This window comes from Peribacillus sp. SIMBA_075 (genome assembly GCF_046534585.1).
In genome coordinates this window covers 14,011-35,109 of the sequence record NZ_JAWRYN010000018.1, presented here as the reverse complement: position 1 = coordinate 35,109, position 21,099 = coordinate 14,011, and the positions used below count along the sequence as shown (strand labels likewise).

Sequence of the window (21,099 nt, the reverse complement as noted above, 5' to 3'; positions counted from 1 at the left end):
TTTATATAGTCTCCAACAATCGCTTTTTCGGAAGACTATATGCGAACTAAGGGATATCATGATATATCAGGCTTTACTGGGTAGGCTAGTATCCGGTTTAATTGCCATTGCCTGGTATCGTCAGCCTATTCCCAGCCGGAATAACCTCATCCTGCTCAATGTCCATTCCACACCATTGAATTAAGGTAAGGGCGATGATCTCCGCTGCCGAAAACACATTGTCGAGTAGGATGTATTCATTTGGATAGTGAGCAACCTCGGTTACTCCAGGCCCGAACACGATTGCAGGCGTTTCACCGACATGTGTCAGCAATCCCCCATCAGTTCCCCACGGAGAGGCCTCGATTACCGGATCCTGTCCTGCAACCCGACGAAATTGATGGACAAGCGCATTCATCAGTTCATGTTCCACATCAATTGCCCCTGGAACCCAACGTGCCCCGAACCATTCCAATACGGGCGGATTTTCCTTGAACCATTCGTCCACTTCCCCGAGCTGCAATAACCATTCGGCCATTTCTTCCTTCGCCTGCTCCATCGTTTCCTCCGGCGCAACGCCCATCCTCCCTTCGATTTTCACAAGGTCGGGAACGGATGACGGCCAATTACCGCCTTCAATGACACCTAGATTGATTGGAATCGGAATGGGCGTGTTTTGATAAAGCGGATCACTGATACGTGCATTTCGCTTTTCTTCCAAGGCACGAATATGATTGATGACGGTCATGCTTTTTTCAATGGCACTAACGCCTTCATACCTTGTTCCGCCATGGGCTGACCGCCCTTTTACATGGACCCGGAACCACATCGAACCCTGCTGTTTCGGAAAAATCCTCATATTCGTCGGTTCAGGAATAAGGGCAGCATCTGCTTTATATCCCCTCAGGACGGCCGCTAATGTTCCGGCCCCGCCGCTTTCTTCTTCAATCACACTTTGAAAAATGACATCTCCTTTTAATTGGATGCCATTTTCCTTCAATGCCTGCATCGCAAGGATCAGCGATACATTTCCACCTTTCATATCGGTTACACCGCGACCAAACATTCTTCCATTCTTAATGGCTCCACTATATGGGTCGTCGTCCCACTGCTCCCGGTCCCCATCCGGAACCACATCGATGTGTCCGTTCAAAATGATGGAACGGCCGCCTCCAGTCCCTTTCATGATACCTACCACATTGGGGCTGTTGGAAAATTCACTGCGTGGAGAATAGAAATAAGAATGCTTTTTCAGCTCGCCGCCGTCAGGTTCCCAACTATCGATCTGCAAACCCATTTCCTGAAGCTTCTGGGCGACAATGGCTTGTGCCCCTGCTTCATTTCCTTGCGTACTCGGGGCTTGTACCATTTTTTGCAATAGGTCTGTTCCTTCTTCCCGATGATCCTTGATCCATTGGTTTATCCGTTTTTTTATATCCGGCACTTTTATCCTCCTTATTCACACATATTCTGATAGATTACTGAAAGTCCCATTCCACCTGCCATACACAACGTTACCATTCCGTACTTAACTTGTGAACGCAACATTTCATGCATTAGTGTGACTGTTAATTTTGCACCTGTTGCTCCTACAGGGTGACCAAGTGCAATTGCCCCTCCATTGACATTGACGATATCCGGATTCAAATCTAACTCCTTGATCACTGCAAGTGCTTGGGCAGCAAAGGCTTCATTAAGTTCAATCAGTCCGATATCCTCTAACGATAGACCTGCTTTCTCCAATGCCTTTCGAGTCGCTGGTACAGGTCCAATCCCCATAACTCCAGGTTCAACACCTGCACTGGCGAAAGCCTTGATTTTCAAGAGCGGTTTTAATCCCTCTTTTTCTGCTTGCTGTTTGGACATTAATAGTAAAGCTGCCGCTCCATCATTCATGGGACAGGCATTTCCTGCTGTAATGGTTCCTTCATTTTTGAATACTGCTGGAAGACTGGCTAGCTGACTCAGATGAATGTCCTCGCGTACCCCTTCGTCATGGTTGAAGATTTGAAGACCTTTTCGATCCTTGATTTTAAGCGGAATAATTTCTCGCTCAAAGCGACCCTCTTCCATAGCTTTCCAAGCCTTCTTGTGGCTTTGATAAGCAAATTGATCCTGTTCTTCACGACGGATGCCGTATTTTTCAGCCAGGCGCTCGGCTGTTATTCCCATATGCTCATTTCCCAAGGAACATATTAATCCATCTGCCAGCAGAGCATCCTCCATCGTTACGTTTCCAAATTTACCGCCCCATCTATTTTTCACGATATAAGGCACATTGCTCATGCTCTCCACTCCGCCGGCAATGATCACGTCCTCTTGACCAGCAGCGATAGTTAAAGCAGCGTTGGTAATGGCCTTTAAACCTGATCCACATGCTTTGATTACAACGTGCCCTGGGACACTGTACGGGAAATTTGCCATCTGCGACAAAATTCGGGCCGAGTTAAGACCGCCTCCATGGACATAGCCATGCCCGAAAATCACTTCATTGACCTTATCTTTACTTAACCCGGAATTCTCCATTAGACCTTCCAATACTTGACGGCCCAATTCGGTAGCATTAACATTCCGGAGTGATTTACCAAAGGATCCAACTGCAGTTCGCGCCCCAGCAACGATGACAACCTCATTCATGCTCTTTTCCTCCTCTTACCTATTCAATGCTGTTTACAGTAGCCTCGATTTTCAGCGTCGCCTCTGTATTCCTTATCACATCATCCACCGTATATGGCGCCATGACTTCCTTCAGTACCAAACCCTCTTCCGTAACTTCCATGACAGCCATATCCGTAATGATCAAATCCACACTCTGCCTTGCCGTCAATGGAAGCGTACATGTCTTCAATATCTTCGATTCACCCTGCTTGTTCACGTGATTCATCAAGACGATCACCTTTTTGGCCTTCTGGGCAAGCTCCATCGCCCCGCCCATCCCCGGTACCCGCTTACCTGGGACGATCCAATTCGCCAAGTCCCCCTTTTCACTGACTTCCAAGGCTCCAAGGATGGTGATGTCGATGTATCCTTTCCTGATCATTCCAAATGCTGTTGCACTGTCAAAATATGAAGCTCCCATTACAGTGGTGATCGGGAACCCTCCAGCGTTACAGAGAGCAGGATCTTCTTTTCCCTGATCCGGACTTGGACCTGTACCGAGAACCCCATTTTCCGCATGGAACAGCACATGGATATCTTGAGGTATATGGTCGGCCACCAAGGTAGGGATGCCGATGCCTAAATTGACGATCAAGCCGTCATGGATTTCCTTGGCGGCGCGTTTCGCGATGCGATTTCGTACATCTACTGCCATGCCCATTTCCAATTCACCCCTTTTGTCGGAATCACCATATCTACATAAATGCCTGGTGTGGCAATGCACTCAGGATCCAATTCGCCTACAGGAACGATTTCTTCCACTTCCGCAATCGTGAAGGCACCAGCCATCGCTACCAGCGGATTGAAGTTACACGCAGTCTTGTCGTACACCAAATTCCCAAGCGAATCTGCCTTTTTAGCATGGACGATGCTGACTTCAGAGGTCAAAGCGGTTTCCACCAAAAATTCTTTTCCTTCTATAACAATCTTGTCCTTGCCTTCTTCGGCTATCGTGCCAATCCCGACATCGACAAAAATCCCGCCTAAGCCTACACCGCCAGCACGGATCCGTTCAGCTAATGTCCCTTGCGGTGAAAATTCCACTTGCAGCTTTCCTTCAGTCATGAGCCTGCCTGCATTAGGATTGGATCCGATATGTGAGGCGATGACTTTCTTTGCCCTTTCAGCAGTCACAAGCCGGCCTATGCCGATATCAGGGAATCCAGTATCATTGCCAATCAAAGTCAGTTCCTTGACTCCCTTGGCAAGGATACCCTGTACGAGCGTGGGGGGAGTCCCCACTCCGCCAAACCCACCATACATGAGTGTGCAGCCATCGGAAATATGCTCCAGTGCTTCTTCGATTGTCACTATTTTGTTATTCTTCGTAATGGCCTGCTTCATACCGTTCCTCCTAAATAGCCTGCATGTCCTCAATCAAACCCTCCGAGTGCAATTCATGCTGCAACTCTTCAAGGGAAGCTTCCAATATCTTGACGAGGCGATCGATTTCTTCATTCGTAATGACTAATGGCGGAGATAGGATAACCGCATCACCGGCAATTCCTTCAATCGCACCTGCAGCAGGATAGATCAACAACCCCTTCGCAAAAGCCTTATTGACAAGCCTTGTAGTAAGGCCGACTTGCATGTCGAATGGCGTTTTTGAAATCCGATTGGAGACAAACTCAAGTCCAAGGAGAAGCCCTTTCCCTCGTACATCGCCAATGATATCGAATTTCTTAGCCAGCCCTTGCAGCTTCTTAAACAGGTATTGACCTTTCTCCTCAGCCGCCTGAACCAGGTCATTTCCCTCAAGGTAGGTAAGCACTTCCAATGAAACGGCGGCAGATAAAGGGTTTGCACTATATGTATGGCCGGCCATGATTGAATTCGAGCCTTTTAAAATGGGCTCCATGACACGGTCACTAATCATTGTGGCGGCCATTGGAGTATAGCCCGCGCTCATTCCTTTACCCAATGCGATGATATCCGGGGTGACTCCCCAGTGTTCCATCGCGAACATTTTTCCTGTCCGGCCGATTCCCGTCATTACCTCATCGGCGATAAAGAGAATGTCATAGCTTTCGCAGATTTCCTTAATCCTTTGATAGTAGCCATCCGGCGGTGTTACAGCCCCGGCGGATGCCCCGATGATGGGTTCGGCGATGAAGGCTGCGATATTCTCGGAGCCGACCCTTTGGATGGCTGTCTCCAGTTCATCTGCACACTGAAGCTTGCAGCTGGAAGGGTCACTATTATAAGGACATCGATAACAGTAGGGAGCAGATATGCTTGGGAAATCCTCCAATAGCGGAACAAAACGTTTTCTCCTTGGTACATGACCTGACATCGATAAAGCGCCCATCGTAATCCCGTGATAACTCGTCCATCTGGAGACAATGCGATTTTTTCGCTCATATCCTTTTTCTTGCCAATGTTGAATCGCTATCTTCATCGCCGTTTCGGTCGCTTCCGATCCACTATTCACGAAAAATGACCAATTCAAATCCCCAGGAGCCAACTCACTTAGCTTCTTGGCTAATGCCTCAGCGGCTTCACTCGTAAAATGGGATCTATATGCAAAAGAAACTTTGCGGGCCTGCTCCTTCATTGCCTCGACAACCTCTAATACACCATGGCCGATACTCGCTGTAACCGCACCTGATGATCCGTCTATATACTGATTTCCATCTATATCATAAAGATAAATTCCATTCCCATGAGAGATAGTGGGATAGTCATGATCTAGAGTAGGCTTAATCAAATGATTGCGTGTCATGTCATCTCTCCTCTTTAACGTTGTACCCACTGTACATTTTTTCTATTAATCAATTAAGTTCCTAATTTGAAAAAATTATAAGAAACCAAGTTTACCAGCTAAAAGGTTCATCCTGAATCAGGATGGATTCTGTAGGGCAGCCTTCCATTGCATCCTGCATGTCATCATGCAGGATCTCCGGAACTTCGGCAATCCCCTGATTATCGTCCAAGATCACGAAAGCGATCCCTTGATCGTCATAGTCATAAATTTCAGGACCTGTTGAGCCGCATGCCCCGCACGCAATGCAGGTTTCTTTATCAACCCATGTGTACTTAGCCATAGAAACAATCCTCCTATTTGACGGATAAATCTTTACCCCAAATATTCATGTCCTCATACTTATCCCAAATATTGCAATTCTTCGTTAATCTGCCGCCATATTCATATCCCAGCTGGTGAAAGACGGCATTCATGCCCATTGACAATGATCGCGCCAATGAATATGAACAATATATATTTTTCCTGATCAATTCTTGTTCCAATGCAGAGATGAGCACCTTCATGAAACCATGCTTTCGATGATGGGGGATTGTTGCACAGTCTGTTAATTCAGCATTATGATACATCTCATTCACTTCCGCGGATGCAGCGCTCACGATGGTTCCTTTATATTCGATAACACTGAAGATCGTACCTTCCTCCATCACTTTCTTGATATATCGCTCATCATTCATCGGTGTTGGATAGGTTTCAAAGATGGCACCATATAAATTCGCCAGCTCTTGTGCATCTTCCTCCGTAGCAAACCGTAGGATGTAATTCTCAGGCATTTGCTGGGATTCAATCAGTCTAGGAATCTGACTGACATCTTGGATGACTTTATCTTCCTTGATCCAAAAATCGCTTGTTCGCCTTTCATCCGTTAAATAGAAGGCCATGCAATAGGCATCATTCCCTTTGAAATACCTGCTCAATATTCCTTCCAGCATGAATCCTTGACCCAATGCCACAGATAAATCTTCATTCCTGGCTTTAAGTATCACTTTAGTAAAGCCCTGCTCCTTTGCGATGACAAGCGCCCGAGCAATTGCTTTTTTGATATCTCCCCGATAATCATCCATGCGCAAGCGCTGATTGGAATGATCATGATAGAGCTCCATCGTATAACATTCCCCAGTCTCCACCTGGGTGAAAAAAGGCAGTTTTTGAACAGGCATTATGTATCCCCCTTATTTAAAGAATTCGGGAGAAGAGATGCATATCATCCGCTTCTCCCGGTATTCTATTTCCAATTGAATAATTTCTTAACGGGTGCCTGAAGAAGCTGATCATACGTAAACTCATCAGGGTATTCACTCACATCATATATGGATAAGGCTTCATCAACCTTTTGATTCATCGAATCAGACACATAGATTCCACATTCCGGACAGTTCAAGGCTGGAACTTGAAGGACCCTTATTGAGCGTTTCCCATCAGGCATGATCCAGTAACAATCCTTCTTTTCGCTTTCTTCTACGTTAGGGGCATTACACCAGAGGCAATCCATCTTTATTCCCCCTTGCCTTCAGAATTCACCGAGCCGCTTCCGACCAAGGCGTTCTTTTTTTCTTGGGCCTTCCTTAATTTTTCCTTCATTTCGTCCCGTTTATCACGGCGATCCTTCAATGATGCATGTTCACCAGTGCTTTCATACGCTTTTCTCTTATCAAGACGGCGAAGGCCCTCTGGCACCAAGTTGAATTTCTCGTCCGTCATGAGAGCGGAAATCCCGACAGCTTCTTTCCTGTCCTCAGTACCATACACTTCATCAAAGTAAGCATCCGCACTGCCGGCAACATAATTCTTCGGCTCCGGATAACTTGTGATCACTCCTTCAAAGTTCCGTAAAACGACTTTATCCGGACTTTGAGAAAGCAGGTAATTCGGAGTCAAGGCAATCTTTCCGCCTCCGCCAGGTGCATCCACCACAAAGGTTGGCACCGCATATCCTGATGTATGGCCGCGCAGCGCTTCAATGATTTCCAGTCCTTTTGAAACCGGCGCCCTGAAATGCCCGATCCCTTCAGATAGATCACATTGATAAATGTAATAAGGCCTTACCCTTGCTTTAACACAGTCATGCATAAGCTTTTTCATGATATGTACACTATCGTTGATACCAGCCAGGATAACAGCCTGATTACCAAGCGGCACCCCTGCCATCGACAGCATGTCACATGCTTTTTTCGCTTCATCCGTCAGTTCAAGTGAATGATTGAAATGTGTATTTAACCAAATTGGATGATATTTTTTCAGAATATTACATAAATTTTCTGTAATCCTCTGCGGGAAAACGACCGGTGCACGTGTGCCGATCCGAATGATTTCCACATGCGGGATGGCACGTAAGTTACTCAATACGTATTCAAGGATCTTATCATTGATCAACAGGCCGTCTCCTCCAGAGATCAACACGTCCCTTACTTCCGGGGTATTCCGGATATATTCAATCGCCCCGTCCAGCTGCTTCTTGGGAACACCCATGCCTACCTGACCTGAAAAGCGGCGTCGTGTACAATACCGGCAGTACATGGAGCATTGGTTCGTCACAAGGAATAGAACGCGATCCGGATAACGATGTGTCAATCCTGGAACAGGGGAATCCTCATCCTCATGCAGCGGATCCTCCAAATCATATCTAGTCTTGTTCATTTCTGCCGAAAGCGGTACCGACTGTAAACGAATCGGACAGCGAGGATCATCAGGATTCATCAAAGATGCATAATAAGGCGTAATGTTCAATGGAATCGTTTGAGTCGAAATCCGGACTCCTTCCTCTTCATCCGGTGTCAAATTGACGACCTTTTTCAAATCATCCAGTGTTTTAATCGTATTGGTCAATTGCCAGATCCAATCATTCCACTGCTCTTCCGTTACGTCCTTCCACAATTCGATATCATTATAATGCCTGCGTCCACCAAGGTATTCTTTATTTTTTACATCAATTCCCATCAAATTCATTTAAAATTACCTCCCCTTATTGTAAGAACTTATAAATATATACTCGCAAGAATGATGCCAACATTCAAATCAAGGAAAACGTAAGCAAAAGGGGGTAAACCTACCTTAAAACCGCAAGATATTTTTCATTACGCATAATTTTTTGCAGCCAGATTATTTGCACTAAGCAGAAAATTCAAAAAACGAGGGCCTCGACACACGAGAGCCCTCTTCAAGGTACATCATCATTAAGGAAGTGACAGCGTTTTCAAAAAACCTCAATTTATTTCGATTCCTTCGATCCTGCCGAATAAACTTTTTCAATGCCATACTTATTTAACTTATATTGCAGTCCCTGTCTTTTAATATTGAGGGCTTCAGCCGTTTTGCTGATATTCCCGTTATATTTCTCAAACATATTAATGATCATTTCCCTTTCCATTTCTTCAAGAACGACAGGTAAATCAATCTTATTTTTCAATGGGGAAGGATGGTTCTGCGCATTTGATGCAGCGTAATTTCCAGAAGGAAAAAGATAGGCAGGAAGATGATGTTCATCAATCATATCTTCCCCTGCGTCCATGACATTAAAGGTTAACTCAATGGCATGTCCCAGTTCACGAATGTTCCCGGGCCATGGATATTGAAGAAGCCGCTGCATCGCCTTATGACTGATCCCGCGCACTTCCGTAAAAAATGATTTGTTGAATTTTTGGATAAAGTGATTGACGATTTCCGGAATATCCGTTTTACGCTCCAGAAGTGAAGGCATTTGGATTGTCACAACATTCAGGCGAAAAAATAAATCCGAGCGAATGATTCCCCGCTCCAACGCCTCTTCTGGAGAAATGTTCATCGCAGCAATGATCTTCACATTAACCTTTTGCTCCTTCGAACCCCCAACACGGCGCACCTCGCCTTCCTGAAGCACCCGCAGCAATTTTGCCTGCAGACCGAGGTCAAGACTATTCAACTCATCAAGGAAAAGGGTACCGCCATTTGCCTGTTCAAAAATGCCCATGCGATCCATCGCTCCGGTGAAAGCCCCTTTCGTCGTGCCGAACAGCAGCCCCTCCATCAATTCCTTTGGAACAGCCGCACAGTTTTGCGCGATGAAAGGCTGATTTCTATGAGCACTTACATTATGTATACTTTGAGCGACCAGTTCTTTCCCTGTCCCTGTAGGTCCATAAATCATGACTGGGGAATGTGTACGGGCCGCTTTTTTCGCCAATGATATGGCTTGCTGAAAAGCAGGGCTAGTACCGATCAAATCACTAAAATGATAGGTCGCCGTCCCTTCAGAAAACTTATTTTTCTTATGGGTCTCTGCCAGCTGGGAACGTAAATCGACAATTTGGTCGTACATATTCATGACCTTCGTAATATCCTTTGCGATTTCCACTGCCCCAATAATTACACCATCCTCATACAAAGGATACGTACTATTGATGGACGTTATTTTTTTCTCCTTTAAATTGACATACGTTTGAATGGACTCAATCGTTTCATCGCCTTTTTCCAATGCTACATGCAGCGTACTGGATTCATCAGTCAATGAAGGATAAAGCTGAAAAATATTCTCCCCCAGCACCTGTTCACGATCAAGCCCGTCAATATGTGCCATCATTTCATTATAGAATACCGTATCCCCATCCTTATTCACGATATGGACACCCACATTAATCACATTCAATATCCATTCAAATTGAGTGGAAAACTGATTTACTGAAGATTTCATTTCTTCATCTCCGTTCTCTGTCATTTGATAGAATCACCTGTAAATTATAGCATTTAATGGGAAGCATTTATCCCTTTATTCTTATAAGATTAAAACTTCAACATAAAGGCAATAGAATAATAAGGTCAAAAAAAGGAATCTCGCATTAAGCCAAGAAGGTTATATAAGAAAATATAAAATATAGGGGTGATTCGGATTTCAGAACGAAGCAAAGAAACGAAAATAGAAATTAAACCGTGGGAAGATAAAGACCTGGAATTACTTTTTCAACTAAATGCCCCAGAAATGATGGAATATCTTGGCGGACCTGAAGGTAATGAACAAATCCTGAAACGCCATCAACGGTATCTTCATATCGGAAATAAGGGATGCATGTTTAGCATCATCTCGTTTCCAGAGGCTGAAGCAGCCGGTTCCGTTGGCTACTGGCAAACAGTGCGGAACGATGAAAATGTGTACGAAATCGGTTGGAGTGTCCTCCCTTCATTTCAGGGAAAAGGGATTGCTTCCCATGCAGTGAAGGCACTGATAGAGAAAATAAAAGCCGAACGAAAATACAAATACATTCACGCATTCCCCTCGATCAATAATCCAGCATCAAATGCAATTTGCCGCAAGCTTGACTTCAAGCTTACCTCCGAATGTGAATTCGAATACCCTCCAGGGAGCTTTATGCGTTGCAATGACTGGTGCTTGGAACTTATCTGACAATGTCCCCATTACCCTTAGGATAGTAGTAAATGAAAGAAATTTGGATTGTATTGAATTAAACTCAACCAGTTAAAAGTTTGTCAAAATTTTCAATTACAAACATAGAAGTCCATTCAATAGAGTGACAAAAGCCCACTCTCTCTATAAACAAGGGAGACTGGGCATTTAAATATATTTTTAGCTCTTTTTTGTTTGATTTCTTGGAAAACGCTTGAGTTATTAATTAAGTAAGTAAACCCGATATTTATTAATTCAAGAATCCAAATTGTTCTAAATTTTTTAAGTAATATTGAAAATACTCATCTGAAATGTCAGTGGGATACTCTGCGACGCCCCTTTGAATAAGTGAACCTACAATCAACGCATTTAAATAACCATTCAATTTCTCACACTGGTCTCTTACAATAAACTCCGAAATGTATTTGCCATCTTTGCTTTCGAAGAATATATCGATTCTTCTACCTTCTTGTTCATCTAATAGTAAATGGTTGTAATCCCATTCGATTTTTTTTATTTTTTTCTCATTAATCGGATTTTCGTGATTATCCAGGACTTGTTCCTTGTGGTATCGTCTTTCTTCGTTTGAAAACAGCCTATTTAACACCGATGGATCATCTATAACAAGACACCTGAAAATCTTAGAGTATTCTAATTGGTCATCATTGACTAAATCTAGCACTTCTTTTTTTGAAAATTCTCTGGCTTTAAATTTAGATAAAATACGGTCAACGACCTGTTCCTTAGTTAACGATAATTCATCTTGCCTATATAGGTATTGTTTATATAACTTTTCGTAATTGTTCATTGTTTACCCCCTGCGTTTATTTGACGGGTCCACCGTAAAAAGCATGAGCTTTCGGAGCTCGCTTATAAGGGTGCCAATGCCAGTAATAACCTTTTTTAGGTTTACCATTAAGTTTGTCAACCTCATTTATTGGTTTTCCATTCTTAGCTGTTTTCGCATACTTTGTTGCTATTTACCAAGTAGTGCAGTGTGGTTGATTTCCCCTCCAGATGCTCACCGCCTGCTGCTCCCGCAGGAGTCTCGCACTTCCAATCAACCTTAAATCGTTTCGTTTTAAAAACAACAATCTTTACGAAAAGAGCCTTATTTAAATAGAGGATTTTTGTGTAGGCTTATTACACGGTAAGTCGAATTATGCCGAGTTCAGGTGAATTATTTCCCGGGAAAGTCGAATTATTCCCGGGGTTTGTCGAATTAATTCAGTGTAGGACGGATTACATCCTATCTTGTCAACGTACATATAATTGGAACTCCGCACCTTTAGAGTTTAATATAAAGGTATATGAAGGTTAGGTTGATTTCCTAATTTTAAGTTTGGTAGGTAATTTAATAACGTCGCGCTTTACTTCCAAATCATTATTTAAATATTTTATTAACTCTATGACAGAGCGTTGTCCCAGTTCCATAATTGGTATATCGATTGTGGTTATGGTGGGGGTTGTGACTTGGCAAATTGATTGATTATCATAACCAACTATAGCTAGGTATTCCGGTATTTTATAATCCAACGTAGTTGCCCTTTTAATAATTCCTGCTGCAACTTGATCATTTCCAGTAAATAAGGCAGTGGGTTTTTCTTTTAATTTAAAGATTTCATCACAAATACGGAATCCATCTTCAATATTAAAACCATGTCCAAATATCCAATCTTCATTGTGTAGTAAATTATTATCCGCTAACGCTTTTAAAAACCCCTCTTTTCTTTGACTCTGGGCCTGACTATACGAAGTATCGTAACAAAAACCTATCTTTTTATAGCCTTTTTTTATTAAATGATTAACAGCTTGGTATGTCGCTTCCGACTCATCATAACCAATAATTGGTATAGGGGCGAAATGGTGGTATTCATTACACAATAAAATTGGGCCGTATTTCAAATAAGGCTTTATTAGATTCCATTCATTTTCTAACGCTCCTAAAATAACTCCATCTACTTCTCGATTCTTTAATTTTTCCATAACATCCAATTCATTTTTCGAATCATAAAAGGTTTGAAAAATAAGAACTTTATAATCATTTTCCAATGCTGCCAGAGATACCCCTTTAACCAAATGGGCAAAGAATGGATGATCGAATCTTGGGACTGATAGTGCAATGGTTTGGGTTTTATTTGTCCTAAAATTCCGGGCAAGTGAACTTGGTGCATAATCAAGTTCTTCAATGACCTTTAAGATTTGTTCCCTTTTTTCTTTTGATACAAATGGATGATTATTCAAGACTCTAGATACCGTTGTTTTAGAGACATTGCACATCTTGGCTATTTCGCTAATTTTAGCCATTTGATCACATCCTTGTAATAAGTGGTTGACATGTTATCGATTTCAGAAGTTATTATTAAACCGTTCCTCACATATCACATATTACCAAATTTTCCTGAGTTGCATTTTTACATGTTATTGAAGCGGATATTTTTAGCTAATGGAGGGGTTGTTATGTTATTGAATAAAAAGGGCGGGTTTCAGTTGCTGCCAAATGTTGAAGACCCAAAATATATTGTATTCTGTGATTTTGATGAAACCTATTATCCTCACTCCATGAGTCACGAGAGACAGAAAGATTTATATGAACTTGAAAGTTACTTAGAGGCAAAAAGTCACGATGGAGAACTTGTCTTTGGCTGGGTCACTGGAAGTAGTATCGAATCAATATTACATAAAATGGAACAAGGTGGCTTCAGATTTTTCCCGCATTTTATTGCCAGTGACTTAGGTACCGAAATCACCTATTTCTCAGAAAATAATTTTTTGGAAAATGATCCAGATTGGCATTCACAGATTACTATCGAAGAATTTAATAAAAGGAAAGTCGATGAAATTTATAATGTTCTACATAACGGCAATATACCATTGATTCCTCAGACTCAAATGGGAGTTTCACGCTACAAAAGAAATTATTATTATCAAATACAACATGAATCTGTCGACAAGAAGAACTTATCCACCATCCAAAGGGTTGCCAAAGAGTACGGGATAGGGGTAAACATTAATCGTTGTAATCCCCTTGCCGGCGATCCTGAAGATAGTTATGATATAGACTTTATTCCATTAGGTACTGGAAAAAATGAAATTGTACGTTTTATGCTAGACAAATTCGCGCTGAGTCGGGAGCATGCCATTGCATTTGGGGATAGCGGAAATGATCTGCTCATGTTAAAAAGTGTTAAACATGGTTATCTGGTAGGGAATGCAACTCAGGAAGCCAAGGAAGCTCATACTAAAATAGCGACAGGTACGTACTCTAAAGGAATATTAAGAACTTTGCAATCAATCATTAATCATTGAGGGGAAGTATAAGTAGTGAGAAGTTGGAGCTCTTTTGCCACAGCTTTAACTTTCTGCTAAAGGTATGGTTTTTCTATCAAGCAAGCAATTCATTCCATGTTTCTTTACCTGCTTGCTTATCTGCAGTCATCTTTTTTGCCTTTTGATATTTATATAATGCCATCTCGGTTTTTTCCCCGAATTCTCCGTCAAGGGGCCCGGGGCTATATCCTTCCATATAAAGGGCTGCTTGCAGGATCCATGTGATGTAGCCAGCAGCTCCTTTTTTTAAGGTGACGGTTGCTGTCTTGGTTTTAGGTCCCCATTTCCCATCGACAATTAGCTTTTTATTGTATTGCTTATTCAGCTCCGTTTGTAAACCTTTTATTAGAGCCAATCGAGTTTTTGGACCATAAAACCCATCACCTTCAATATTCGTTTTATATCGGCTATTTAACGTTTTTTGTATCGAAATTATATGACTATCTCCTTTGCTGGCCTTCGGCATTTCCATTTTTTCTAATTTGAAGGTAAGGTGAGGTTTTTTTCCTGCTTGTAACTGTTTATAGGATAACCCGCCCGTCATCTCCAAGTGGGGATAATCCCTGAATGAAATCCAATCCCCGCCCCAGATAAATCCTAACTCTTTACCTATGGCAGCCACACGCTGCCATTTTGAGTTCACTGTCCATATCGCTTTCTTGCCATCATCACTCACAATGAAGAAATCAATAGCCAGTCCAAAATTATGATAAGATTGGCCTGGCTTAGCGTTCGTCACAATGGGCTTAGCTAGATTACTATAGTTTTTTCCATTGTAGCTGTAAACTCGTCCTTGACCATAAAGGTTGGCTTGTTCTTCTAGAGAGCGATAACCTGCACTTATCTGGACAGTGATCCCTTCATTATAAGCACGTTCCACCATTTCCAATGCTGATGCCTTCACAACAGGATTCATCCCTTTGCCCATCTTTTTCACTGATAGATCCAATAACGTTCGTAATGCTACCGTCAATGTAATCCCCCCTATTAAGTTCCATCAGACTTTATATAAGCCTTTTTAATAGAAAAGTAGCAGAGTTGGAAAAGTTTGTTCTCATTTATTAGAGAATAGAAGTAATATGTTATTTATTTAATAAACGTTCCAGCTGATTTCTGAAATCCGCTCCCTTTCCGCCGACTGCCTGCCAAGCCTCCTCGACGCAAGCGTCTGTGGGGTCTCGGCTAGCCAGTTTTTCGGCAGGAGTGTCGCAATTTTCTTCAATCCATTAAGGATTACAGTAAAAAATCATGAAGGATAAGCAAGTTTTCTTTTAAAAACATGCTACGGGGTGAGACCATTCCGAACTTCATTTTGATGACAAAAGGATATCTGGATTTTTTAAACTAAATTGATTGGAACGGAAGGTATGAGACTCCTGCGGGGAAAGCGTGGCCAAGGGAGACCCCACAGGCGCGAAGCGTCGAGGAGGCTCCCGGACCGCCCGCGGAAAGCGAGTGCCTGGAGTGGAAATCATTGCACATACCCTCTTTCGGAAATCCACTCCCTTTCGCACACTGCTTGCCAAACCTCATCAAAGCAAGATCTCCGGGATCTCGACTAGCCAGTTATTCGGCAGGAGGGTCGCAAATTTCTTCAATCCAGTTTTTATAGATTTATTTTTGGATTTTACACCTTTTTCCAATATTGATAACTGAGGTGAAAAATCTTGTTGTTCCTTTACAATAGAAAGGGAATTTCATTTCCCCCAAAAAAATAGACTGCTTCCGTTCGCCCGTTTGCGAATGAAAGTAGCCTAATAATGAATTATTTTATTAATCTCTTTAACTTATGCTTTTATTTCAATAGAGGGGCTTATTGTAAAGTCAGCCTCTGTTTTACTTTTCACTTCATCAAGTGTGATGCCATTTTGCAATTCAATCAATTCCATGCCAGCTTCTGTAAATTGAAAAACAGCCAGTTCGGTAATCAGGCAATGGACGACCTTTTCTCCTGTCAATGGCAATGTACAGTTCTTTTTCACTTTGGATTCCCCATGCTTGTTCACATGGTCCATAATGACAACAATTCGTTTTGCGCCTTGGACGAGGTCCATCGCTCCGCCCATTCCTTTTACCATCTTCCCTGGAATCATCCAGTTTGCCAAGTCCCCATTCTCGGAAACTTCCATCCCGCCTAAAATGGCTAGATCGATGTGGCCGCCGCGGATCATCGCGAACGATTCAGCGCTATCAAAAAATGATGCCCCTGATTTTGCCGTCACTGTTTCTTTTCCAGCATTAATCAAGTCCGGATCGACTTCATCCTTTTGCGGATAAGGCCCGATTCCCAGTAAGCCATTTTCCGATTGAAGCATAACATTAAAGTCATTTGGAATCATGTTGGCAATCAAGGTCGGCATTCCAATCCCTAAATTCACACACATACCATCTTGGATTTCTTTAACGGCCCGTTCTAAAATCAGTTGTCTAGTCATTCGAATACTCCTCCTTTTTATGCGTTAGCGGTTGTAAGTCTTTCAATTCGTTTTTCATAGTCATTTCCTACAAGCACTTTCTGTACATAAACCCCTGAAGTATGAATTTCATCCGGATCGAGCTCTCCAGTGCCCACGAGCTCCTCCACTTCGACAAGCGTGACTTTCCCTGCTGTGGCAACGACAGGGTTAAAATTCCTTGCCGTTTTCCGATATACAAGATTACCGAAATGATCTGCTTTCCAGGCTTTTACAAAGGCAAAATCCCCGACTATTCCTTTTTCCATAATGTATGTGCGGCCATCAAACTCTTTATGTTCTTTACCTTTTGCGACTTCCGTTCCTACTCCTGTAGCTGTATAAAAGGCAGGAATTCCCGCTCCGCCCGCTCTTAAGCGCTCGGCCAGCGTTCCTTGGGGAACTAGCTCGACCTCCAGTTCGCCACTTAAGAATTGCTGTTCAAATAACTTATTTTCCCCTACATAAGAGGCGATCATTTTTTTGATTTGTTTATTTTCAAGCAAAAGACCCAGACCCCAATCGTCGACTCCACAATTGTTGCTGACAATCGTCAAATCCTTTACACCTTTGTTACGCAAAGCAATGATTAGTTTTTCTGGTATTCCGCTTAATCCGAACCCGCCAACGATAATGGTTGCTCCATCCTCGATTTGTTGAATAGCGCTATCAAAAGATGTTAATAATTTACTCATTTTCCATCATCTCCATTCTTAATACTATTCTATTAAATAAACAGTGAAGTTGCAAAAGCTATGATGAACACGGTCACTGTTTTCAAAACCGTAATCGCAAAGATATCCTTGTAAGATTGACGATGTGTCAGTCCAGTAATGGCAAGCAAGGTAATGACGGCACCATTATGCGGCAGCGTATCCATCCCGCCAGATGCCATCGATGCAATTCGATGAAGCATTTCCGGGGTGATTCCGACACTTTGGGCCACCTGCAAATAGTGACTTCCCATTACTTCTAACGCAATCGAAAGTCCGCCGGATGCAGATCCGGTAATCCCTGCCAGCACATTGACGGCAATTGCTTCGGATACGAGCGGATTACCGCTTGCATCGAACACCCAGTTTTGAATGACCGAGAATCCAGGAAGCGTTTTCACCACATTCCCAAAACCAACTTCAGATGCAGTATTGAATATGGCAAGCAATGACCCCATTGCCGCAGCTGTTAATCCACTTGCCAATTTGACCTTGATACGTCCAACATTCAGAAGCATCGCTGCAATAATACCGATTGTCAATGCAACAATCAAAGACCAGGATGAAGTGACTGTGCTTACATCGGCAATGTTGAAAGTTTCCTTCAGCATCGATGCATCATACCAGTGCTTAACCGAAATGGCACTGCGGCTGAAAGCAAAATTAAACGCGACGACAAGGATGAGCGGTACGATGGACAGCCAAAAGTTAGGCAAGTTTTGCTGTTCTGCACTTTCTGGTTCATTAATATGTCCTTCCCCGTAGCCTTCACCATTTGCCACCGCTTGCCTGCGGCGACGTTCTAACCAGAGCATTCCTCCAGTGAATACCATGATCGCGCCAATAATCCCCATTAACGGAGCTGCATAGGTATCTGTTCCGAAATAATTCGTTGGAATGATATTTTGAATCTGAGGTGTTCCAGGAAGAGCATCCATCGTATAAGTGAAAGCGCCTAATGCTATCGTTCCTGGCAATAATCTCTTTGGAATGTCTGCTTCTTTAAAAATTGCCGCTGCAAATGGATAAACGGCGAATGCCACTACAAACAGCGAAACCCCGCCATATGTAAGCGCCGAACAGGCCAGCACTACAGCAAGAATGGCCTGCTTTGAGCCTAGTGATTTTACGATGGTCTTGGCAATGGATGCTGCTGCACCGCTCATTTCCATGACTTTTCCAAATACCGCCCCTAGTAAAAATATCGGAAAAAACGCTTTTATATAGTTAGCAGCAAACGTCATATATGTCTCTGTATAACTCGGCAGCAAATGACCACCAGATAAAATGACCGCCAATAACGTAACAAGCGGCGCTATGATAATGACCGGATAGCCCCGGTAGGCTAAAAAGATTAAAAGTCCCAGCGCCACAACGATGGCTAAAATTTGAATCACCAATACTATTCCCCCTTTTCTTTTCTCCCCTTGCCCCAAAATTATTTTCGGAAGCCTATTAGTAGAAACATTAATCTCCTAAATTCCACATTTTTAATTTTTCCGCTTTTACCATCCAAACCTGCCTTCCCCAAGTCAAGCTGAATGATCTTACTAAGTGCTTCCTAATTTTTGAGAACGCTTTCAACGATCTGTTGATTTACGAAATCCCTTTTCATTTTACGTGGTAACACCATATAAAATGACAGATAGGCCATTCACTAAAGTAATCAAGCAATTCTTGTGCCAACTTAAATTAAATGGAAAAACCTCAACTTTTAAAGCCTTTTCAAACATTTTATTTCCCTTTTAAAAGCTAAAACCCCTTAAAACTGTCAAGGTTTCAATACACATAAGTATAAACTTCAAAAAAGTGTAAGCCTTTTCTTACAACATTTAAATTTCCTCTCATTTTATGTACGGATTTCTTGACACACTCACATATCACTAGAGTAAAATAGTCACAAATGTGTGTCTATTCTTAAGAGGTGGTTAAAAAGTATTAAAAAGTGCCCTTTGGCTAAAGGGCACTTCAGACTGTAGATGAACTCGATAATACTTGAGTTTGTCTACGGTTATTTTAGGGTTTGTATAAATTGAACGTTACGTGGAACGTAAGGCACTTGCTTTCCCGCAGGAGTCTCGCACACCCGTTCCAATCTACTTTATTAAAAATTTAGATAGTATCCTTTGGCAAAAGGATACTTATCAACAGTCATAAACCATATTTATTCATTTTTTCATACAGTGTTGTTCGGCTCACACCGAGTCTCTTTGCCGTTTCTGATTTATTACCAGAAGTCATTTCCAAACATGAAACGATTGCAGCCCGTTCGGTTTCATCCATCACTTCAGCTAAAGTGCGGATTGAAACTGACTCTTTATGACCCGTTATTTCTTTAGGGAGTTGCTTGGAACGTATCATTTCCCCTTCTTCAACAATATTCATTGCACGTTCAATGATATTCTCCAGCTCACGAATATTACCCGGCCATTTATAAAGGCGAAGCAGCCGTAATGCTTGATCACTCATCCCCGTTACGCGTTTTTTCATGAGGTTCTGGTACTTTTCAACAAAATGATTTACCAGTATTTCAATGTCCTCTGGTCGCTCCCTCAAGGAAGGAACCTGGATTTGCAAGACCTTCAGCCGGTAATACATATCAAGTCGGAATTCCCCTTTCGAGACCATTTCCTCCAGATTACGGTTTGTTGCAGCGATTACCCGTACATCAATCGGAATGCTTCCCGTCGAACCGACCCTCTCAATCTCTTTTTCTTGTAAAACACGGAGCAGCTTCACCTGCATATGCAGTGGCAGCTCACCGATTTCATCCAGAAAAATCGTACCTCCTTCAGCCGCTTCGAACTTACCTGCTTTTCCGCCTTTTTTGGCACCGGTGAAAGAACCCTCTTCATAGCCAAAAAGCTCTGACTCCAGCAGCTCTGCAGGGATGGCGGCACAGTTCACTTTGACAAACACACCCATGGCCCGTCTGCTGTCATTATGGATGGAATGGGCAAACAGCTCCTTACCTGTTCCGCTTTCGCCCAAAATCAACACATTTGAGTCGCTTTTAGCGGCAATTTTGGCTTGACCTTTTACTTCCATGAAAGCAGGACTTCTTCCCATCAAATGATCAAACGTATATGAGGCCTTATTTCTCTCGCGAAAATCGCCTTTGTACTTTTTCAGCTCTACTTCAAGTGAATTTATCCGTTTGGAAAGAGCGGTAAATTGCCCGACATTCTTAAAAAGAATCTTACCGACCGCCCCTATCAATTTCCCTTGTTTCCTTATCGGGGAGCGGGTCGCAATTATATAATTATCTTTAATTTTCTGTAATTCAGCGACCTCTTGCTTGCCGGTTTTGGCGACCACATGCATACGGGTGTTTTCAATGACCTCCGTTACATGTTTCCCTATTGAGCTTTCCTGTTCGACGCCAAGAAAATCCGCATAAGCGTGGCTCAGCATTTGGACATACCCTTCCGTATCGACCATCACCAAGCCGTCATAGGCAAATTCGATAATATCCTTAAACAGCAGTTCTTCATGATTATCGACATTAAGAAAATCACTTTTATTATTTGTAAACAATAGGAGATAAATCTGATATTCCTCATCACCCATTTGAACGATTGCTTTTCTGATAATCCCATTATTACCGTTCAAACGAATCGGAGTATTTACGGCTGGTACAAGGTTTTTTTCTAAAATCAAATTTATTTGCAGATCAAATTGATTCTCCGCAAAAGCCTCGGATAATACGCGATTGCAGAGAACGATCTCTGTTTCGTTTTTCATTACCAAAACACCAAAAGGCAATTCTTCCAATATCGCTTTCACTAATTCGAATTGAACAGTTTTATTATCGCTGACCATTCCTATTCT

20 protein-coding genes are annotated in these 21,099 nt (G+C 42.5%); 3 read left to right on the top strand and 17 right to left on the bottom strand.

Features of this window, described 5'->3' with window-relative positions:
* Positions 1–97: 97 nt before the first annotated feature.
* The 10 genes from SB775_RS14675 to SB775_RS14630 form a co-directional block, all read right to left on the bottom strand.
* Positions 98–1,423: a peptidase gene (locus SB775_RS14675; protein WP_410862007.1), complete on the bottom strand. Its 1,326-nt coding sequence runs from the start codon at positions 1,421–1,423 to the stop codon at positions 98–100.
* A gap of 11 nt (positions 1,424–1,434) precedes the next feature.
* Positions 1,435–2,616, bottom strand: a complete 1,182-nt coding sequence (locus SB775_RS14670; RefSeq protein WP_410862006.1) for a thiolase family protein — start codon at positions 2,614–2,616, stop codon at positions 1,435–1,437.
* Positions 2,617–2,635: 19 nt separating this feature from the next.
* Complete coding sequence (locus SB775_RS14665; protein ID WP_061464613.1) at positions 2,636–3,298, bottom strand: 3-oxoacid CoA-transferase subunit B; 663 nt, start codon at positions 3,296–3,298, stop codon at positions 2,636–2,638.
* Positions 3,283–3,981 carry a CoA transferase subunit A gene (locus tag SB775_RS14660; RefSeq protein ID WP_061464614.1) on the bottom strand — a complete coding sequence of 233 codons (699 nt, stop codon included), beginning with the start codon at positions 3,979–3,981 and terminating at the stop codon, positions 3,283–3,285. Before SB775_RS14660 ends, SB775_RS14665 begins: the two co-directional genes overlap by 16 nt.
* Before the next feature lie 10 nt (positions 3,982–3,991).
* Positions 3,992–5,359, bottom strand: coding sequence for an aspartate aminotransferase family protein (locus SB775_RS14655; RefSeq protein WP_089364103.1), 1,368 nt, complete (start codon positions 5,357–5,359; stop codon positions 3,992–3,994).
* 91 nt (positions 5,360–5,450) lie between these two features.
* Positions 5,451–5,681: a ferredoxin gene (locus tag SB775_RS14650; RefSeq protein WP_061464616.1), complete on the bottom strand. Its 231-nt coding sequence runs from the start codon at positions 5,679–5,681 to the stop codon at positions 5,451–5,453.
* Between the two features lie 13 nt (positions 5,682–5,694).
* Positions 5,695–6,558 carry a putative beta-lysine N-acetyltransferase gene (gene ablB, locus SB775_RS14645; RefSeq protein ID WP_410862005.1) on the bottom strand — a complete coding sequence of 288 codons (864 nt, stop codon included), beginning with the start codon at positions 6,556–6,558 and terminating at the stop codon, positions 5,695–5,697.
* A 65-nt stretch (positions 6,559–6,623) separates the two neighbouring features.
* Positions 6,624–6,890, bottom strand: coding sequence for a YokU family protein (locus SB775_RS14640; RefSeq protein ID WP_089364105.1), 267 nt, complete (start codon positions 6,888–6,890; stop codon positions 6,624–6,626).
* 2 nt (positions 6,891–6,892) lie between these two features.
* On the bottom strand, positions 6,893–8,335 hold the full coding sequence (gene kamA / locus SB775_RS14635; RefSeq protein ID WP_061466183.1) for a lysine 2,3-aminomutase: 1,443 nt from the start codon (positions 8,333–8,335) through the stop codon (positions 6,893–6,895).
* A gap of 271 nt (positions 8,336–8,606) precedes the next feature.
* On the bottom strand, positions 8,607–10,088 hold the full coding sequence (locus SB775_RS14630) for a sigma-54 interaction domain-containing protein (RefSeq protein WP_286141041.1): 1,482 nt from the start codon (positions 10,086–10,088) through the stop codon (positions 8,607–8,609).
* A 171-nt stretch (positions 10,089–10,259) separates the two neighbouring features.
* Here SB775_RS14630 and SB775_RS14625 point away from each other — a divergent pair, with 171 nt between their 5' ends.
* Positions 10,260–10,772 carry a GNAT family N-acetyltransferase gene (locus tag SB775_RS14625; RefSeq protein ID WP_410862040.1) on the top strand — a complete coding sequence of 171 codons (513 nt, stop codon included), beginning with the start codon at positions 10,260–10,262 and terminating at the stop codon, positions 10,770–10,772.
* Positions 10,773–11,022: 250 nt separating this feature from the next.
* Here SB775_RS14625 and SB775_RS14620 read toward each other — a convergent pair whose 3' ends face one another.
* Together SB775_RS14620 and SB775_RS14615 are read right to left on the bottom strand one after the other, a co-directional pair.
* Positions 11,023–11,580, bottom strand: coding sequence for a hypothetical protein (locus tag SB775_RS14620; RefSeq protein WP_410862004.1), 558 nt, complete (start codon positions 11,578–11,580; stop codon positions 11,023–11,025).
* A 509-nt stretch (positions 11,581–12,089) separates the two neighbouring features.
* Positions 12,090–13,079 (bottom strand): LacI family DNA-binding transcriptional regulator, encoded by a 990-nt coding sequence (locus SB775_RS14615; protein WP_410862003.1) that lies wholly within the window; start codon positions 13,077–13,079, stop codon positions 12,090–12,092.
* A gap of 153 nt (positions 13,080–13,232) precedes the next feature.
* Between SB775_RS14615 and SB775_RS14610 the strand changes: the two genes are divergently transcribed.
* The gene (locus SB775_RS14610) at positions 13,233–14,081 is read left to right on the top strand and encodes an HAD-IIB family hydrolase (protein ID WP_410862002.1); all 849 of its coding nucleotides are present in this window, start codon (positions 13,233–13,235) and stop codon (positions 14,079–14,081) included.
* 76 nt (positions 14,082–14,157) lie between these two features.
* Here the strand turns inward: SB775_RS14610 and SB775_RS14605 are convergent, their stop codons facing one another.
* Positions 14,158–15,075 (bottom strand): peptidoglycan-binding protein, encoded by a 918-nt coding sequence (locus SB775_RS14605; protein WP_410862001.1) that lies wholly within the window; start codon positions 15,073–15,075, stop codon positions 14,158–14,160.
* 416 nt (positions 15,076–15,491) lie between these two features.
* On the opposite strand from SB775_RS14605, the gene SB775_RS14600 reads away from it, so the two are divergent.
* Positions 15,492–15,758, top strand: a complete 267-nt coding sequence (locus tag SB775_RS14600) for a hypothetical protein (RefSeq protein WP_410862000.1) — start codon at positions 15,492–15,494, stop codon at positions 15,756–15,758.
* Positions 15,759–15,889: 131 nt separating this feature from the next.
* On the opposite strand, the gene SB775_RS14595 is transcribed toward SB775_RS14600, so the two are convergent.
* From SB775_RS14595 to SB775_RS14580, 4 genes are all read right to left on the bottom strand, one after another.
* Positions 15,890–16,537: a 3-oxoacid CoA-transferase subunit B gene (locus tag SB775_RS14595; RefSeq protein ID WP_375166203.1), complete on the bottom strand. Its 648-nt coding sequence runs from the start codon at positions 16,535–16,537 to the stop codon at positions 15,890–15,892.
* Positions 16,538–16,554: 17 nt separating this feature from the next.
* Entirely contained in the window at positions 16,555–17,250 is a 696-nt protein-coding gene (locus tag SB775_RS14590; protein ID WP_034309718.1) for a CoA transferase subunit A, read from the bottom strand.
* Between the two features lie 32 nt (positions 17,251–17,282).
* Positions 17,283–18,668 carry a GntP family permease gene (locus SB775_RS14585; protein WP_061464624.1) on the bottom strand — a complete coding sequence of 462 codons (1,386 nt, stop codon included), beginning with the start codon at positions 18,666–18,668 and terminating at the stop codon, positions 17,283–17,285.
* Positions 18,669–19,419: 751 nt separating this feature from the next.
* The gene (locus SB775_RS14580) at positions 19,420–21,090 is read right to left on the bottom strand and encodes a sigma-54 interaction domain-containing protein (protein WP_284469839.1); all 1,671 of its coding nucleotides are present in this window, start codon (positions 21,088–21,090) and stop codon (positions 19,420–19,422) included.
* Positions 21,091–21,099: the final 9 nt, after the last annotated feature.

What these genes read in the sequence shown, in the direction of transcription:
- ablB (WP_410862005.1), bottom strand. Translation starts at nt 6,558, where the DNA reads ATGCCTGTTCAAAAACTGCCTTTTTTCACCCAGGTGGAGACTGGGGAA.
- SB775_RS14615 (WP_410862003.1), bottom strand. Translation starts at nt 13,079, where the DNA reads ATGGCTAAAATTAGCGAAATAGCCAAGATGTGCAATGTCTCTAAAACA.
- kamA (WP_061466183.1), bottom strand. Translation starts at nt 8,335, where the DNA reads ATGGGAATTGATGTAAAAAATAAAGAATACCTTGGTGGACGCAGGCAT.
- SB775_RS14640 (WP_089364105.1), bottom strand. Translation starts at nt 6,890, where the DNA reads ATGGATTGCCTCTGGTGTAATGCCCCTAACGTAGAAGAAAGCGAAAAG.
- SB775_RS14655 (WP_089364103.1), bottom strand. Translation starts at nt 5,359, where the DNA reads ATGACACGCAATCATTTGATTAAGCCTACTCTAGATCATGACTATCCC.
- SB775_RS14660 (WP_061464614.1), bottom strand. Translation starts at nt 3,981, where the DNA reads ATGAAGCAGGCCATTACGAAGAATAACAAAATAGTGACAATCGAAGAA.
- SB775_RS14630 (WP_286141041.1), bottom strand. Translation starts at nt 10,088, where the DNA reads ATGACAGAGAACGGAGATGAAGAAATGAAATCTTCAGTAAATCAGTTT.
- SB775_RS14595 (WP_375166203.1), bottom strand. Translation starts at nt 16,537, where the DNA reads ATGACTAGACAACTGATTTTAGAACGGGCCGTTAAAGAAATCCAAGAT.
- SB775_RS14610 (WP_410862002.1), top strand. Translation starts at nt 13,233, where the DNA reads ATGTTATTGAATAAAAAGGGCGGGTTTCAGTTGCTGCCAAATGTTGAA.
- SB775_RS14580 (WP_284469839.1), bottom strand. Translation starts at nt 21,090, where the DNA reads ATGGTCAGCGATAATAAAACTGTTCAATTCGAATTAGTGAAAGCGATA.
- SB775_RS14620 (WP_410862004.1), bottom strand. Translation starts at nt 11,580, where the DNA reads ATGAACAATTACGAAAAGTTATATAAACAATACCTATATAGGCAAGAT.
- SB775_RS14650 (WP_061464616.1), bottom strand. Translation starts at nt 5,681, where the DNA reads ATGGCTAAGTACACATGGGTTGATAAAGAAACCTGCATTGCGTGCGGG.
- SB775_RS14670 (WP_410862006.1), bottom strand. Translation starts at nt 2,616, where the DNA reads ATGAATGAGGTTGTCATCGTTGCTGGGGCGCGAACTGCAGTTGGATCC.
- SB775_RS14590 (WP_034309718.1), bottom strand. Translation starts at nt 17,250, where the DNA reads ATGAGTAAATTATTAACATCTTTTGATAGCGCTATTCAACAAATCGAG.
- SB775_RS14665 (WP_061464613.1), bottom strand. Translation starts at nt 3,298, where the DNA reads ATGGGCATGGCAGTAGATGTACGAAATCGCATCGCGAAACGCGCCGCC.